The organism is Mycolicibacterium agri, assembly GCF_002553505.1.
Taxonomy (GTDB): Bacteria; Actinomycetota; Actinomycetes; order Mycobacteriales; family Mycobacteriaceae; genus Mycobacterium; species Mycobacterium agri.
This window is the reverse complement of the sequence record NZ_PDCP01000028.1, coordinates 43,612-57,509: the sequence shown is the minus strand read 5'-3', so window position 1 is coordinate 57,509 and position 13,898 is coordinate 43,612. Positions and strand designations below refer to the sequence as shown.

The 13,898-nt window shown below is 66.6% G+C and carries 15 protein-coding genes; 9 read left to right on the top strand and 6 right to left on the bottom strand.

Annotated features, from left to right (window positions below; translation table 11 throughout):
* Positions 1-13: 13 nt before the first annotated feature.
* The gene (dop, locus tag CQY20_RS16760; protein WP_097941200.1) at positions 14-1,510 is read right to left on the bottom strand and encodes a pup deamidase/depupylase; all 1,497 of its coding nucleotides are present in this window, start codon (positions 1,508-1,510) and stop codon (positions 14-16) included.
* A gap of 116 nt (positions 1,511-1,626) precedes the next feature.
* The gene (locus CQY20_RS16755; RefSeq protein ID WP_097941199.1) at positions 1,627-2,217 is read right to left on the bottom strand and encodes a hypothetical protein; all 591 of its coding nucleotides are present in this window, start codon (positions 2,215-2,217) and stop codon (positions 1,627-1,629) included.
* Between the two features lie 426 nt (positions 2,218-2,643).
* On the opposite strand from CQY20_RS16755, the gene CQY20_RS16750 reads away from it, so the two are divergent.
* The 3 genes from CQY20_RS16750 to CQY20_RS16740 all read left to right on the top strand — a co-directional run bounded on the left by CQY20_RS16750 (position 2,644) and on the right by CQY20_RS16740 (position 5,253).
* Complete coding sequence (locus CQY20_RS16750) at positions 2,644-3,801, top strand: hypothetical protein (protein WP_097941198.1); 1,158 nt, start codon at positions 2,644-2,646, stop codon at positions 3,799-3,801.
* Positions 3,802-3,909: 108 nt separating this feature from the next.
* A complete protein-coding gene (locus CQY20_RS16745) occupies positions 3,910-4,554 on the top strand; it encodes a porin MspA (RefSeq protein WP_097941197.1) in 645 nt (214 codons plus the stop codon).
* Positions 4,555-4,563: 9 nt separating this feature from the next.
* Positions 4,564-5,253, top strand: a complete 690-nt coding sequence (locus tag CQY20_RS16740) for a response regulator transcription factor (protein WP_097941196.1) — start codon at positions 4,564-4,566, stop codon at positions 5,251-5,253.
* Here CQY20_RS16740 and CQY20_RS16735 read toward each other — a convergent pair.
* The 3 genes from CQY20_RS16735 to arc all read right to left on the bottom strand — a co-directional run bounded on the left by CQY20_RS16735 (position 5,214) and on the right by arc (position 9,318).
* The gene (locus tag CQY20_RS16735) at positions 5,214-6,596 is read right to left on the bottom strand and encodes a sensor histidine kinase (RefSeq protein WP_097941229.1); all 1,383 of its coding nucleotides are present in this window, start codon (positions 6,594-6,596) and stop codon (positions 5,214-5,216) included. The two genes, CQY20_RS16740 and CQY20_RS16735, sit on opposite strands and share 40 nt — an antisense overlap.
* Positions 6,597-6,720: 124 nt before the next feature.
* Positions 6,721-7,329: a hypothetical protein gene (locus CQY20_RS16730; protein ID WP_097941195.1), complete on the bottom strand. Its 609-nt coding sequence runs from the start codon at positions 7,327-7,329 to the stop codon at positions 6,721-6,723.
* Positions 7,330-7,500: 171 nt separating this feature from the next.
* Positions 7,501-9,318: a proteasome ATPase gene (gene arc / locus CQY20_RS16725; protein ID WP_097941194.1), complete on the bottom strand. Its 1,818-nt coding sequence runs from the start codon at positions 9,316-9,318 to the stop codon at positions 7,501-7,503.
* Positions 9,319-9,463: 145 nt separating this feature from the next.
* On the opposite strand from arc, the gene CQY20_RS16720 reads away from it, so the two are divergent.
* Genes CQY20_RS16720 through CQY20_RS16710 form a run of 3 tightly spaced genes read left to right on the top strand, consistent with a single transcriptional unit; the run spans position 9,464 to position 10,752 of the window.
* Complete coding sequence (locus CQY20_RS16720; RefSeq protein ID WP_234816283.1) at positions 9,464-9,895, top strand: MTB12 C-terminal domain-containing protein; 432 nt, start codon at positions 9,464-9,466, stop codon at positions 9,893-9,895.
* 25 nt (positions 9,896-9,920) lie between these two features.
* Positions 9,921-10,445 carry a lipoprotein LppK gene (gene lppK / locus CQY20_RS16715; RefSeq protein ID WP_207767291.1) on the top strand — a complete coding sequence of 175 codons (525 nt, stop codon included), beginning with the start codon at positions 9,921-9,923 and terminating at the stop codon, positions 10,443-10,445.
* 10 nt (positions 10,446-10,455) lie between these two features.
* Positions 10,456-10,752, top strand: coding sequence for a DUF503 domain-containing protein (locus CQY20_RS16710; protein ID WP_097941193.1), 297 nt, complete (start codon positions 10,456-10,458; stop codon positions 10,750-10,752).
* A gap of 6 nt (positions 10,753-10,758) precedes the next feature.
* Here the strand turns inward: CQY20_RS16710 and CQY20_RS16705 are convergent, their stop codons facing one another.
* Positions 10,759-11,586: a tRNA (adenine-N1)-methyltransferase gene (locus tag CQY20_RS16705; RefSeq protein ID WP_097941192.1), complete on the bottom strand. Its 828-nt coding sequence runs from the start codon at positions 11,584-11,586 to the stop codon at positions 10,759-10,761.
* A 74-nt stretch (positions 11,587-11,660) separates the two neighbouring features.
* On the opposite strand from CQY20_RS16705, the gene CQY20_RS16700 reads away from it, so the two are divergent.
* Genes CQY20_RS16700 through CQY20_RS16690 form a run of 3 tightly spaced genes read left to right on the top strand, consistent with a single transcriptional unit; the run spans position 11,661 to position 13,887 of the window.
* The gene (locus tag CQY20_RS16700; protein ID WP_097941191.1) at positions 11,661-12,587 is read left to right on the top strand and encodes a RecB family exonuclease; all 927 of its coding nucleotides are present in this window, start codon (positions 11,661-11,663) and stop codon (positions 12,585-12,587) included.
* The gene (locus CQY20_RS16695; protein ID WP_097941190.1) at positions 12,584-13,378 is read left to right on the top strand and encodes a thioesterase family protein; all 795 of its coding nucleotides are present in this window, start codon (positions 12,584-12,586) and stop codon (positions 13,376-13,378) included. Before CQY20_RS16700 ends, CQY20_RS16695 begins: the two co-directional genes overlap by 4 nt.
* Positions 13,375-13,887, top strand: coding sequence for a DinB family protein (locus CQY20_RS16690; protein WP_097941189.1), 513 nt, complete (start codon positions 13,375-13,377; stop codon positions 13,885-13,887). The genes CQY20_RS16695 and CQY20_RS16690 overlap by 4 nt, the downstream gene beginning before the upstream one ends.
* Positions 13,888-13,898 lie beyond the last annotated feature (11 nt).

Below are 13,898 nucleotides of genomic sequence, written 5' to 3'. Positions count from 1 at the left end.
CGGGATAGCTGTGCTAAGTCGTGAGCTGTTCCACCAGTTCGGCGGCGCTGTCCACTGAGTCCAGCAACGCCCCGACGTGGGCTTTACTTCCTCGCAGCGGTTCCAGGGTGGGAATCCGGACCAGCGAATCGCCGCCGAGGTCGAAGATCACCGAATCCCAGCTGGCCGCCGCGATGTCAGCGCCGAAGCGGCGCAGACACTCGCCGCGGAAGTAGGCGCGGGTGTCGGTCGGCGGATTGTCGACGGCGTCGCGCACCTGCTGTTCTGTGACCAGACGCTTCATCGATCCACGGGCCACCAGGCGGTTATAGAGGCCCTTGTCCAGGCGCACATCGGAGTACTGCAGGTCGACGAGGTGCAGCCGCGGCGCCGACCAGGCCAGGTTCTCCCGATTCCGGAAGCCCTCGAGCAAGCGGAGTTTGGCGGGCCAGTCCAGGATCTCGGCGCACTCCATCGGGTCGCGCTCGAGCAGGTCGAGCACGTGGGCCCAGGTTTCGACGATGTCGGCGGCACGCGGGTCGGGGTCGCGGCTGTCCACCAGCTTGGCCACCCGGTCGAGGTAAATCCGTTGCAGCGCAAGGCCGGTCAGTTCGCGTCCGTCGGCCAGCGCGACGGTGGCGCGCAGCGACGGGTCCCGGCTGATCACGTGCACGGCGTGCACCGGCCGGGCCAGCGCCAGGTCGGAGAGGTCCATGCCCTCTTCGATGAGATCCAGCACCAGCGCCGTGGTGCCGAGCTTGAGGTAGGTCGACGTCTCCGACAGGTTCGCGTCGCCGATGATGACGTGCAGCCTGCGGTACTTGTCGGCGTCGGCGTGCGGCTCGTCGCGGGTGTTGATGATGCCGCGCTTGAGCGTGGTCTCCAGGCCGACCTCGACCTCGATGTAGTCGGCGCGCTGCGACAGCTGAAAGCCGGGCTCATCCCCCGACGGGCCGATGCCGACGCGGCCGGAACCGGTGACGACCTGCCGCGACACCAGAAACGGCGTGAGGCCTGCGATCACCGCCGAGAACGGCGTCTGGCGCGACATCAGGTAGTTCTCGTGCGAGCCGTAGGACGCGCCCTTGCCGTCCACGTTGTTCTTGTAGAGCTGCAGTTTCGCCGCCCCCGGCACGCTGGCCACGTGCCGCGCCGCCGCCTCCATCACCCGCTCGCCCGCCTTGTCCCAAATGACGGCGTCCAGCGGGTCGGTGCACTCCGGCGCCGAGTATTCGGGGTGGGCGTGGTCGACGTAGAGGCGCGCGCCGTTGGTCAGGATCATATTCGCCGCGCCGACCTCGTCGGCGTCCACCACCGGCGGCGGGCCCGCCGACCGGCTCAGGTCGAAGCCGCGGGCGTCGCGCAGCGGGGACTCCACCTCGTAGTCCCACCGGGTGCGCTTGGCTCGCTGGATGCCAGCGGCAGCCGCGTATGCGAGGACCGCCTGTGTCGACGTCAGGATCGGATTGGCGGTCGGGTCGGACGGCGAGGAGATGCCGTACTCGACCTCGGTCCCGATAATCCGTTGCATGCCACCAGCGTAGGCGACAGGTGGATCTCGGCTATTTCGGCCCGTGATTGCCGCCGACGCCGACCACCGTCATGCCTGTCAAGGCGGGACCTCATGGCTCGGGCGCAAGCCCTGTCTCAGAACTCGACTGACGTGGGCGAACTCGTACCGTTGTCACACGACACGGTGCCGGTGCGAGTTCGGCCAAGGCGGATCGCCGGAACGAACAGGTCGGCAGACCCGTTGGCCGGCAGGGCGAAGGTGTCCGAGAATCCCTCGGACGAGTAGGTGTATTGAGATGCGACTCCACTGCGGTCAGTGAAGGTGAACGTGACTCCTGCAAATCCGGGTTTCGCCGAGACCGCCGGCCCCTGGAGGGGCTTCTTTTCCGGCGGCGCCTCCGGCGCAGGTTTGTCAGCGGGCTTCTCGGCTGGAGGGGCAGGCGCAGGAGCGTCGGGGGCGGGGGCCGCTTTGCATACCAGCTTCGTGACAGATTCCCAGCTTGCCGCGTTGCCTTGGGGATCGGTGGTTCCTCCAAAAACCGTGCCGTCGTCGCGGACGGTGCCCTTGTATGAACCTATCGGACCCCCATTCCAGTTGATATTGAATGCGACAGTCTGGCCTGAAATGCCGCCGTAGGCGGCGCCGTTATTGGCCATCTCCTGCCGGTTGTTGAAGGAGTTGACCCTACCGCCGTTGACTTTCGGCCCGAACGCCACGATCTCCACCCGGGAAGCCGTTGCTCTGGTTCAACACGAAGGCCCCGGGAAACTCGTATTGGCAGTCGTCAGCCGGGGCTAAGCGGTACGGGGTGGCATGCCCTACCGGAAGGGGGATAAAACCGGCTGCGCAGACCGCGGTCACAAACCATGTAATAGTCGTTGTGCGATTGAGGACCCGCATGGCGCGTCCTTTCGGAAAGGGGAACACTTCGCAGACCACCACGTTAGGAAGGCTGGACAGTAAAGAAATCGGGTGTTTCCCTATATTTTTGCGGCGTATGCAACGAATTCATTCTCGTACGCTCACGAATTCAATTTCGGAATTGCGCGAGGGTCTTCCGCTGATCGCATAGCGGAATTCCAGCTCAAAGGGAACGCCTCCCAGTAGCCTGCGACCGTGCCTTGCAAGCAGGACAATTAGAAGGAAGGTCGATGCGGGCTGCCGATCAATGGTTCCTCGAACGCGGGTTGCCCGCGGTGCTGCGGCCAGGGGCGTTGGTGCGGCGGCTGTGGCCGCGCTGCGCGCCCGTGCTGGCCGCGTTCGCGGTGTTCATGGCCAACTCGATCGCCGTCGTCCAGATCACCGGTAAGCACACCGTCAACATCGACGGGGAACCGACTCGCACCGAGTGGTTCGTGCTCGGGCTTCTCGTCGTCGTGCTCCCGGTCGCCGCGGCGGTCGGCTGGGGCGTGTCGCGCATCACGAGTGTGCGCGCGAGGACGCTGGTGGCGGCGGTCGCGGTGCTCGTCGTGGTCGCCGGCGGTATCTTCGGCGGGCCCAGCCGCAACATCTTCGGGAACCTGGTGTTCGAGGCCGTCGTGATCGCCCTGGTGTTGGCGCTCACCGCGTGTGGGGTCGGCGCGATTCTCGGCTGGGGTCTGCGGACCGCGGCCGACAATCTCGCTTACCTGGGCCCGCTGCTGGTGCGCGCGCTGCCCGTCGTCCTGCTCACCGTCCTGGTCTTCTTCAACACCTACGTCTGGCTGATGGCCTCGATCGTCAGCAGACCCCGGTTGTGGCTGGCGCTGGCGTTTCTGGGGTTGATCGCGGTCGCGTTCATCGCATCGTCCACGGTGGATCGGGTGCGCCCGATGCTGACCGGTTCGCGCCAGGCCGCCGACGACGACGTCCGGTTGACCGGCACCCCTTTTGAGGCGATGCCCGACCCGCGGTCGGCCGCCCCGCTGTCGCGGATCGAGCGCGTCAACGTGGTCTTCGTGCTCGTCACGTCGCAGGTGCTGCAGGTCGCCCTGGTGGCGATCGTGGCGGGGTTGATCTTCTTTGTCCTCGGGCTCATCCTGCTCAGCCCCGAGCTGCTGGCGCAGTGGAGCCGCAACGGCTCGGCCGACGGCCAGATCCTGGGAATGACGCTGCCGGTCCCGCAATCGCTCATCCAGACCACCATGTTTCTGGCCGCGTTGACGTTCATGTATGTCAGCGCGCGCGCCGTCGGCGACGCCGACTACCGCGTCCAGTTCCTCGACCACCTGATCGACGACCTGCGGCTGACATTGGTTGCGCGCAGCCGCTATCGAGCCGACGACCTCCAAACGGGTGCACCGGCGGATTTGCCGCGCGGCGATTCGTAAATCAATCTAAGCGTTTTCTCAGCGGACACCTGAAAAGCTCGCACGCCTGCACATCAACGGTGAATGGCAGTGCGCATTTTGTCATGAGCAAACACAGCAAGGGAGAACATGAGAGTCATAGGTCGGATGCTCATCGCGATGACGACGGCGATCACAGCACTGTTCGCCGGCAGCGGGACCGCACACGCGGGTCTGGACAATGAGCTGAGCCTGGTTGACGGTCAGGATCGGACGCTGACGGTCCAGCAGTGGGACACCTTCCTCAACGGCGTGTTTCCTTTGGACCGCAACAGGCTGACTCGCGAGTGGTTCCACTCGGGTCGGGCCAAGTACATCGTCGCCGGCCCAGGCGCCGACGAATTCGAGGGCACGCTCGAGTTGGGCTATCAGATCGGCTTCCCGTGGTCGCTGGGTGTGGGCATCAACTTCAGCTACACGACTCCGAACATCCTGCTCGACGACGTGAACATCAACCCGCTCAGCGCTGGCTTCAACCCGCTGGGATCGGTTATCACGCCGAACCTGTTCCCCGGCGTCTCGATCAGTGCCGACCTGGGCAACGGCCCCGGCATCCAGGAGGTCGCCACGTTTTCGGTTGACGTGACAGGCCCGGAGGGCGGGGTCGCGGTCTCGAACGCCCACGGCACCGTGACCGGTGCGGCCGGCGGTGTGCTGCTGCGTCCGTTCGCCCGCCTGATCTCGTCGACCGGCGACAGCGTCACCACCTACGGGGAGCCGTGGGATATGCAGTAGCTTCGCGCCATGCGGGTGCTCATCGTCGAGGATGAGGAACGGCTGGCGTCAACGCTGTCGATCGGATTGCGGGCGGAGGGGTTTCTCGTCGTCCACGTCTCCAACGGCGTCGACGGTCTGTGGCAGGCGGCGGAGCACAACTTCGACGTCATCGTCCTGGACATCATGCTGCCCGGGCTCAACGGATACGAGGTCCTTCGGCAGCTGCGCGAGCGCAACGTGTGGACACCGGTGCTGATGTTGACCGCCAAGGACGGCGAGTACGACCAGACCGATGCCTTCGACCTCGGCGCCGACGACTATCTGACGAAGCCATTCTCGTTCATCGTGCTCGTCGCGCGGTTGCGGGCGCTGGTGCGTCGCGGCGCACCGCAGCGGCCGACGATGCTGACCGCAGGCACGCTGAGTCTGGACCCGGCGCGCCGGGCGGTCGAGCGGTCTGGAACCCCAATCCGGTTGACGCCGAGGGAATTCGGGCTGCTGGAGTATCTAATGCGCAACAAGGACACCGTCGTCACCAAGGCCGAGATCCTGCACAACGTGTGGGATGAGCACTACAGCGGGCCCGACAACGTCGTCGAGGTGTACGTCGGCTATGTCCGCCGCAAGATCGATATCCCCTTCGGCACCAACACGATCGAAACGATCCGCGGCGTCGGCTACCGCTTGGAGTCCGGGGCGTATGCCAGGGGCAACTGAACCGTCACCCTGGCGCCGCCGCCCGGCCGATCGGTGATCGCGACCCTGCCGTGGTGTGCGGCAACGATTTCTCGCACGATGGCCAGGCCGAGCCCGGCACCGCCCGAGCTTCGCGAGCGGCCCGCGTCGAGCCTGACGAACCGGTCGAAGACCCGCTCCCGATCCTGCGGGGCGATGCCGGGACCGTCGTCGTCGACGGTGATCACCGCGTGCCCGTCGCAGGACCGCGCCGCCATCGACACCGCGAACTTCGCGTGGGTCGCCGCGTTGTCGGCGATGTTGCGCAGCATCCGCGACAACCGGGCCGCGTCGCCGGTGATCCTGGTGGGCGTGATGTCGGTGCGGATAGTCAAAGGTGTTTCGCGAGACAACCTTTTGGCTTCCGCCCCGACCAGGTCGTCAACGTCGACGTCGTCGTGGGCCGTCGCCAAGCCATTTTCGTCGGCTCGCGCCAACAGCAGCAGGTCGTCGACGAGCGCTTGCATGCGGTGCACCTCGGGGATCAGCGTGGTCTTGGCCCATTCGTCGTCGAACAGTTCGGGATGGGCGACGGCGACCTCCAGCGCGGAGATGATGGTGGTCAGCGGGCTGCGCAATTCGTGGGATGCGTCGCCGACGAACCGCTGCTGCGCGGAGTGGCCCGCCTCGATGCGGGCCAGCATCTCGTTCATCGTGACCGCCAGCGCCGCGACCTCGTCGCGCTTGTCGGGCACCGGAACCCGCTCGGTCAGGTCCGACGTGCTGATCTCGGCAACGCGCGAACGGATTTCGTCGACCGACCGCATGGATCGCCGCACCAACAGGTAGGTCATGGCGCCCGAGGCCAGCACGACGATCGGCGCGGCCAGCGCCAAGGCGATCACGACGGTCTTCACCGTCGAGAAGACGACCTGACTGTCCTCGCCGACCAGCACGGTGTAGCGGCCGTCGGGACCGTCGACGGTCTGCGCGCTGAACCGGATCTGCCCGTACGGCGACGCGTGTTCGGGCATGCCGATGTGCAGCCCGTCGCCGATCTGGCTGATCGGGACCATCGGGGTGTCCGGCGCCGACGAGGAGCGCCGCACCACGACGCCCTGAGGCGTGATGACCTGTACGTCGAGGATCCGCTCGTCGGTCTGCAACAGCGCCGGGTCGAGGCCTGCGGCGCCACTGGTTTCCAGCACCGCGGCGACTTCGCCCATGCGGGCGGCGGCGGCGCTGTCGATTCCGGACAGCATCGACCGATACAGCACAGCTGCCAGGATCGCGCCCGCCGCGGAAAGCGCCACGAACACGACGGTGGAGGCCACCAGCGCTGAGCGTACGGATATGCCCCAACTCCACGCCCGTCCTCGACGCATCGGCACCAGTGCAATCTAACGCGCGACGCCAACCTCCAGCCCGAGACTCACTTCTTCCCGCGAGCGTGCGTGTCTGCGGGCGACACGTCGGTGAAAGTCGGGAGTTTACGCACGTTCGCCGGCGTCAAACTTCCACGAGCGAGTAGCTATTGGCGAGATCGTCCTGGGTGACGCACGCATGCCGCCCCGTAGTGTCCACCCGCAAAGGTGTCGTCGGGGTGCGTGCTTCATAGCGCCAGCCCGGCGGAAGCGACAGCCGAGTCGCCAAACCAGGCAGGTCGGCCAACGACAGCGTGCGGTCGACGGTTTGGCTGAACGTCTGCATCACCCAGCGCTTTCCGTCGGGGTCGATGAGCTCGTAGATCTGCCGACCTGCGTCGAAAACGAAGACCGCCTTGCGGTCGACCCGGTTGACCTGGTACGGCGACGGGTTCATCGACGACAGCTGCACGGTGGCCTGCAGGATCATCTCCAGACCGCCGAATGCCTTGCGCTCCAATGAGTCCGGGCCGACCTTGCCGATGCTGCTCATCAGCCAGTAGCGCGGCCCGTTCAGCAGCGCAGCAGCTGCGCCGTTCTCCTCGGCAATCGCCTTGGCGTCCAGCGTGTCCCACAGGTCTGCCGGACAGTCGTTGAGCGGGAACGTGTTGTACACCGTCGCCTGCACCCCGGAGTTGCCCGCAGTGACGAGCAGCACTTCGCCGTAGCGCTTGCCGAATACGCCGTCGCGCATCGTGATGTCGTCCCGACATACAGCGAAACGTAACCCGGGCCCGGCGCGAGCGTGCGCAAACTCCCGACACTGATCGGCGTGTCGGCTTCAGACACGCACGCTCGCGCCGAGGGGGGCCTCTCGGGTGTCCTTCCCCGGTGAGCGAAGTGACCTAGGGCTACCGAAGGTGACCTACAGGTACTGGCCCAGGTTGCTCTCGGTGTCGATGGCCCGCGACGCGCTTGACGACTTGCCGGTGACCAGCGTGCGAATGTAGACGATCCGCTCGCCCTTCTTGCCCGAGATCCGTGCCCAGTCATCGGGATTGGTGGTGTTGGGCAGGTCCTCGTTCTCGGCGAACTCGTCGACGATCGAGTCGAGCAGATGCTGGATGCGCAGGCCTGGCTGCCCGGTCTCCAGCACCGACTTGATCGCGTTCTTCTTCGCACGGTCGACGACGTTCTGGATCATCGCGCCGGAGTTGAAGTCCTTGAAGTACATGACTTCCTTGTCACCGTTGGCGTAGGTGACCTCCAGGAACCGGTTGTCGTCGATTTCGGCGTACATCCGGTCGACGACCTTCTCGATCATCGCCTTGATGCAGGCCGCCCGGTCGCCGCCGAACTCGGCGAGGTCGTCGGCGTGCACCGGCAGATCCTCGGTCAAGTACTTGCTGAAGATGTCTTGCGCCGCTTCGGCATCCGGCCGCTCGATCTTGATTTTGACATCCAGCCTGCCGGGCCGCAGGATCGCCGGATCGATCATGTCCTCGCGGTTGGAGGCGCCGATCACGATGACGTTCTCCAAGCCCTCGACGCCGTCGATCTCGCTGAGCAGCTGAGGCACCACGGTGGTCTCGACATCGGAGCTGACGCCCGTGCCGCGGGTGCGGAAGATCGAGTCCATCTCGTCGAAGAACACGATCACCGGGGTGCCCTCGGAGGCCTTCTCGCGAGCCCGCTGGAAGATCAGCCGGATGTGACGTTCGGTCTCACCGACGAATTTGTTGAGCAGCTCCGGGCCCTTGATGTTGAGGAAGTAGGACTTCGCCTCGCGGGCGTCGTCGCCGCGCACCTCGGCCATCTTCTTGGCCAGTGAGTTGGCCACCGCCTTGGCGATCAGCGTCTTGCCGCAGCCGGGAGGCCCGTAGAGCAGCACACCCTTGGGCGGGCGCAGTGAGTACTCGCGGTACAGCTCCTTGTGCAGGAACGGCAGCTCCACGGCGTCGCGGATCTGCTCGATCTGCCGGCCGAGACCGCCGATGTCGCTGTAGCTGACGTCGGGCACCTCCTCCAGCACCAGGTCCTCGACCTCGGCCTTGGGGATGCGCTCGAACGCGTAACCCGCCTTGGTGTCCACCAGCAGTGAGTCGCCGGGGCGCAGCTTGCGGGGCCGGCTGTCGTCGCCCCCGTCGTCATAGCCGTCGGGCAAGTCCTTGGCCGCCACCAGAGGCTCGGCCAGCCACACGATCCGCTCCTCGTCGGCATGACCGACGACGAGCGCGCGATGACCGTCGGCAAGAATTTCGCGCAGGGTGGAAATTTCTCCCACCGCCTCGAAGTTGCCTGCCTCCACCACGGTCAGCGCCTCGTTCAGCCGGACCGTCTGGCCCTGCTTGAGCGACTTGACGTCGATGTTGGGGGAGCACGTCAACCGCATCTTGCGGCCGGAGGTGAACACGTCGACGGTGTCGTCGTCCTGCACGCTCAAAAGCACGCCGTAGCCGCTCGGCGGCTGGCCGAGACGGTCGACCTCCTCGCGGAGCGCCAGCAGCTGTTGACGGGCCTCCTTGAGGGTCTCCATCAGCTTGGCGTTCCTGGCTGCCAGCGAGTCGATCCTGGCCTCCAGCTGGTGCACATCACGCGCGCTACGGAGGCCGCTCGAAGAACCCACCGCGTTCTCCAGCTGCTCGCGCAGGGCTGCCGCCTCTCGGCGCAGCTGTTCCAGCTCTGCCGCGTCGTCGCCGGACAACGGTGTCCCGTAGGATTCAGAACGCTCTGTCTCGCTCATGTTGCGCTCCCTTCCGCACCGGAAGTGGTGCAGTAACAACTTCAACGCTACCGGCGATTCAGCCGTTGTGTGTCGTCTAGCGATTCGACACACCAACAGGGGTTGTTAACCTGATGCCTGACTTGGGCCGATCGAAAGGAAAGACGTGACCCTGAAATCCCTCGTAACCGGCGTTGCAGCGGCTGCTGTGATGGGTGGTGCCGCGATGGGTGTGACTTCCATTGCATCCCCTGCAATTGCTTCGGCGGACGACTGTGTCGATACCGGAACGTTGCAAAACGTGCTCAACACCCTGATCGCGCCGGGCGTTCCGTTCAGCTCGCCCGGCAAGAGCAGTCTGGTCGAGGGTGGCGTCGGAATGGTGAAAGGTCGGCTCGCGGATGGCGCCCTGAGGAATGCGTACGCCGACGGCACCCTGCCGACGACGATCACCGTTGCTCCGCCCACCTGCTCGGGCAATTCGGCAACGTCGGTGGTCTCGGCGGCGGGCAAGAGCATGCCGATCACCTTCGTCAACGAAGGCACGTGGAAGGTGTCCAGCGGGTCGGCGGCGACGGTGCTCGCGGCCTTCAGCTGACCGGAGCATCCTGAATCTGACGAACGTGCGAGGACGGCCAACGGTGATTCCGTTGGTCGTTTTCGCGTTTTGCGTCCTGCTGCTGTCGGCGTGTACCACCGATGCGCCTCCCGCGGCCGAACCGGCCACCACGCCTGTGGTCGCGCCGCCAGCGCCCGCTCCCGTCGCCGCTCCCCTGCCGCCGGCGCAAGCGTTGATCGATGTGCTGGCCCGGCTGTCGGATCCCGCCGTCGCAGGCGCGGACAAAGTCGGCCTCGTCGAGTTGGCCACCGCCGACGACGCTGCCGCACTCGACAAGTTCGGCAAGGCGCTGGCCGACAACGGGGCGCTGCCGCTGTCGTTCGAAGCCACCGACCTGAAGTGGTCGGAGGCCGATCCCGGCAATGTGGTGGCGGCGGTCGATGTCACCACCGCCAACGATCCGCCCGGCAAGTTCAGCTTCCCGATGGAGTTCACCCCGGTTCGCGACGGTTGGCAGTTGACCCGCAAGACCGCCGATCTGCTGCTCCAGTTCGGCGACAGTGCCACTGCCAGCACCCCTCCTCGCTGACGATTGCCACATGTGGATCGGGTGGCTGGAGTTCGACCTGCTGCTGGGCGACGTGCGGTCGCTGAAGCAGAAGCGATCGGCGGTGCGCCCGTTGATCGCCGAGCTGCAGCGCAGGTTCGCGGTGTCGGTGGCCGAGACCGGCGCACAGCAGCTGTACCGCCGCGCCGGCGTCGGGCTGGCGGTGGTGTCGAGCGACCGCAGGCACGTGGTGGACGTGCTCGATGCGGCCGAACGCCTCGTCGCCGCGCGCCCCGAGATGGAGCTGCTGTCTGCGCGACGCGGCTTGCGGCGCAGCGACGACGACTGACGTGCGCTAGATCTGGCGCTTGCGCCGCAGCGGCATCGGCGCGACCGCGCCGGGAGCCAGCCTTCGCGCGCTGATCAGAAACGCGGTGTGGCCCCGCATGCTCTGCTGCGGGCGCACCGCCAATCCGACGACGTGCCAGCCGCGCTGCATCGTCTCCCACGCCCGCGGCTCGGTCCAGCACTGCTGCTCGCGTAGCGCCTCGACGGTGCGCGACAGCTGGGTCACCGTCGCGACGTAGACCATCAGCACACCGCCAGGCACCAGTGCGCCCGCGACGGCGTCGAGCACATCCCACGGCGCCAGCATGTCCAGCACCACCCGGTCGACTTCGGGCCCGTTGTAGTCGGCGAGGTCGGCGATGACCAGTTCCCAGTTGTCGGGTCGCGCGCCGAAGAAGTTGGTGACGTTGCGGGAGGCGTGCTCGGCGTGGTCGTCACGCACCTCGTAGGACACCACCCGACCGTCCGGGCCTACGGCGCGCAGCAGCGAGCACGTCAACGCGCCGGAGCCCGCTCCGGCTTCCAACACCCTCGCGCCGGGAAAGATGTCGCCCTCGTGCACGATCTGGGCCGCATCCTTGGGGTAGATCACCTGTGCGCCGCGCGGCATCGACATCACATAGTCGACAAGCAGCGGCCGCAGCACCAGAAACGGATCGCCGTTGGTCGACTTCACCACGCTGCCCTCGGGCAGCCCGATCACCGCGTCGTGCGAGACGACGCCGCGATGGGTGTGGAATTCCCCGCCGGCTGCCAGCACCACGGTGTAGTGCCGGCCCCGTACGTCGGTGAGCTGGACCCGATCACCGACCTCGAAGGGACCCGTTCTGCGCACAGCAGATCAGCCTGCCAGCAGACGCGCCGACGATTGTGCCCGGGGTTGTCGGACCGCAATCATAGGCTCTGCGCATGGACCGCCAGCGAGAAGCCGAACGCGGATCGCGCAATGATCCGAGGCTGGGCGGCGCAGCGCGGCCGGAGCAGCGCCGTCCCGCGCTGTCGCCGTCACGGGCCAGCGATTTCAAGCAGTGCCCGCTGCTCTACCGGTTCCGGGCGATCGACCGCTTGCCGGAGCCGTCGTCGATCGCTCAGGTTCGCGGATCGGTCGTGCATGCGGCGCTCGAAATGCTCTACGCGCAGCCTGCGGCCGATCGCGTGCCCGCAACCGCGATGGCGTTGGTCGGTCCGGCCTGGGAGCGTGTCGTCGCCGCCCAACCCGAACTCGCCGACGACATCGAGCCCGCGGCCGCGACGGAGCTCGTGCACGAGGCGCGGGCGCTGCTTTCGGGCTACTACCGGCTCGAGGACCCGACGCGGTTCGAGCCGGAATCGTGCGAGCAGCGTGTCGAGGTCGAACTCGCCGACGGGACACTGCTGCGCGGGTTCGTCGACCGCATCGACGTCGCGCCGACCGGTGAGGTGCGTGTCGTCGACTACAAGACCGGCAAGGCGCCACCGGAGGCGCGGGCGCTGGCCGAGTTCAAGGCGATGTTCCAGATGAAGTTCTATGCGGTCGCGCTGTTGCGGTCCCGCGGCGTGCTGCCGACCCGGCTGCGGCTGCTGTATCTGGCCGACGGCCAGGTCGTCGACTACTCCCCCGACCTCGAGGAACTCGAACGTTTCGAGAAGACGTTGATCGCGATCTGGCGGGCCATCCAAACGGCGGGCGCCACAGGCGATTTCCGGCCCAATCCGTCGCGGTTCTGTGACTGGTGCGCCCACCACGCCCACTGCCCGGTGTTCGGCGGCACACCACCGCCCTACCCGGGCTGGCCGGAGCATCCCGCCGAAGGGGGCGATGACGCGGTGCTGTTCTCGGCGGAGCCCGCGGCATGAAGGGATCCCATTACCGTCGGCTCGGCACCGACGGCGAGTATCAGCTCTTCGAATCGACCGACTACACCCGCAGCAACTGGGACCGCGAAATCCAGCACGGCTCACCGCCGTTGGCGTTGATGACCAAGCTGATCGAGGAGCTCACCGGCGATGCCCCGATGCGGATCGGCCGCGTCACCATGGACATCCTCGGCGCTATTCCGGTTGCGCCCGTTCGGGTTCGGGCCTGGATCGATCGCCCAGGCAGTCGCATCATGTTGCTGGCGGCCGAACTGGTCGCCGCACGCCCCGGCGGCCCGGACCGAGCCGTGGCGCGCGCGTCGGCCTGGCTGTTGGCCACCAGCGACACCACCGATGTCGCCACCGACCGTCACCCGCCGCTTGTCGAAGGCGACAAAGATCCGATGCCACACAAGTGGGAAGGCGCGACGGGTTATCTGGAGGCCATCGACTGGCGCAAGCAATACGGGCTCGACAACGGGTCGCCGGTCGCGTGGATGAGTCCGCTGCTTCCTCTGGTCGATGCCGACGACATGACCCAGATGCAGCGCCTTGCGCTCGTGGTCGACTGCGCCAATGGCGCCGGCGCGGCGATCGACCCCGAGCAGTTCGTGTTCATGAACACCGATACGACAGTGCACATCCATCGGGTGCCGGTCGGCAACGACTTCGCGCTGCGCGCCCGAGGATCCATCGGGCCCGACGGCATCGGCGTCACCACCGCCGAGATCTTCGACCGGCAGGGCTTCATCGGCACTTGCGCCCAGACACTTCTGGTGCAGCGGCGATGACGCCCGACGAACTCGTGTGGCAGTTCGATTTGTGTTGGGCGCTGGTCGATTTGCACCTTTCGGCGCTCCGCCCGGATGATTCTCTCTGGGAACCGGCGCCGTTGACATGGACGGTGCGCCCGGACGCGTCAGGGGTGTGGCGTCCGGACTGGGCGGATACCGAGCCCGACCCGGTGCCGGTCCCGACGATCGGTTGGCTCACATGGCACATCACTTGGTGGTGGTCGGTGACCATCGACCACGTCTCGGGCGCCAGCCCGCGTGCCCGCGAGAGCGTGACGTGGCCGGGCAACGGCGACGTCGCTGTCGCGGGGCTTCGGACGCTGGCCGCGCAATGGCGCAACCTGCTGCGTACCCGCACCGAGGCTGACCTCGCGGCACCATCCTCGTTTCCGTGGAGCACGGCGAGCGGCCGCACCGTCGGCCATACCGCTCTGTGGGTGAACGTCGAGCTGACCAAGAACGTCGCCGAGATCGGACAGCTGCGAATCTTGCGCGCCGCCAGCTAGATACGGCGCAG

Bases quoted from the DNA above. Each gene is read 5' to 3' on its own strand.
- dop (WP_097941200.1), bottom strand. From the start codon at position 1,510: ATGCAACGGATTATCGGGACCGAGGTCGAGTACGGCATCTCCTCGCCG.
- CQY20_RS16750 (WP_097941198.1), top strand. From the start codon at position 2,644: ATGCGGGCTGCCGATCAATGGTTCCTCGAACGCGGGTTGCCCGCGGTG.
- CQY20_RS16745 (WP_097941197.1), top strand. From the start codon at position 3,910: ATGAGAGTCATAGGTCGGATGCTCATCGCGATGACGACGGCGATCACA.
- CQY20_RS16740 (WP_097941196.1), top strand. From the start codon at position 4,564: ATGCGGGTGCTCATCGTCGAGGATGAGGAACGGCTGGCGTCAACGCTG.
- CQY20_RS16735 (WP_097941229.1), bottom strand. From the start codon at position 6,596: ATGCGTCGAGGACGGGCGTGGAGTTGGGGCATATCCGTACGCTCAGCG.
- CQY20_RS16730 (WP_097941195.1), bottom strand. From the start codon at position 7,329: ATGCGCGACGGCGTATTCGGCAAGCGCTACGGCGAAGTGCTGCTCGTC.
- arc (WP_097941194.1), bottom strand. From the start codon at position 9,318: ATGAGCGAGACAGAGCGTTCTGAATCCTACGGGACACCGTTGTCCGGC.
- CQY20_RS16710 (WP_097941193.1), top strand. From the start codon at position 10,456: ATGTGGATCGGGTGGCTGGAGTTCGACCTGCTGCTGGGCGACGTGCGG.
- CQY20_RS16700 (WP_097941191.1), top strand. From the start codon at position 11,661: ATGGACCGCCAGCGAGAAGCCGAACGCGGATCGCGCAATGATCCGAGG.
- CQY20_RS16695 (WP_097941190.1), top strand. From the start codon at position 12,584: ATGAAGGGATCCCATTACCGTCGGCTCGGCACCGACGGCGAGTATCAG.
- CQY20_RS16690 (WP_097941189.1), top strand. From the start codon at position 13,375: ATGACGCCCGACGAACTCGTGTGGCAGTTCGATTTGTGTTGGGCGCTG.